Source organism: Mesorhizobium sp. M2E.F.Ca.ET.209.01.1.1, from assembly GCF_004010375.2.
Lineage (GTDB): Bacteria > Pseudomonadota > Alphaproteobacteria > Rhizobiales > Rhizobiaceae > Mesorhizobium.
This window is the reverse complement of sequence record NZ_SADP02000135.1, coordinates 1-509: the sequence shown is the minus strand read 5'-3', so window position 1 is coordinate 509 and position 509 is coordinate 1. Positions and strand designations below refer to the sequence as shown.

Genomic DNA, 509 nt, shown 5'->3' with positions numbered 1-509 from the left:
ATGGCCTACGCCCAGCCCGGCTATGATGAGTCCTACATCTCCCGAGGTTGGCTCGTGCTGGCCCCAAATGGAGGCTGCGATCAATTCGATAGCGCACTCCATTTGTCCGTCTTCTGGTACTATGCGGAAACCAACCAATATAAAGTCAGCAAACACGTCAAGAACATAAACATGTGGGGAAATGTCCGTCCGGACAAACAGTTTTGGATTGCGACCAACTCCTTTAATTTCATCAACAATCTGAATGAGAAGCCGTCGCGCCCGGGCGACCCCGGAGCCCGTCTCGTTGGCTTTACACGCTCCGTCGAATCAAAGGATTCGGAGTTAGACGAAACACTGACCATCGAGGCCGACGGGATCAACGTCTCCCAGAGTTTCAGCAGCGGCCAGTGATGTCGAAGGCCGGCGGCCCCGGCGGCATTCGAACCTGCGACCACCGGCTCAGAAGGCCGGTGATTTGTTCCAGACTCGGCCGCATGCAGGGTCGGTATGGTGCTCACATCCACCTC

The 509-nt window shown here is 56.0% G+C and carries 1 protein-coding gene; it reads left to right on the top strand.

What is annotated here, in order from left to right:
* Nucleotides 1-393: hypothetical protein (locus EN852_RS41170; RefSeq protein ID WP_189546343.1), on the top strand; the 393-nt coding region annotated here is incomplete at its 5' end.
* Between the last annotated feature and the right edge of the window lie 116 nt (nucleotides 394-509).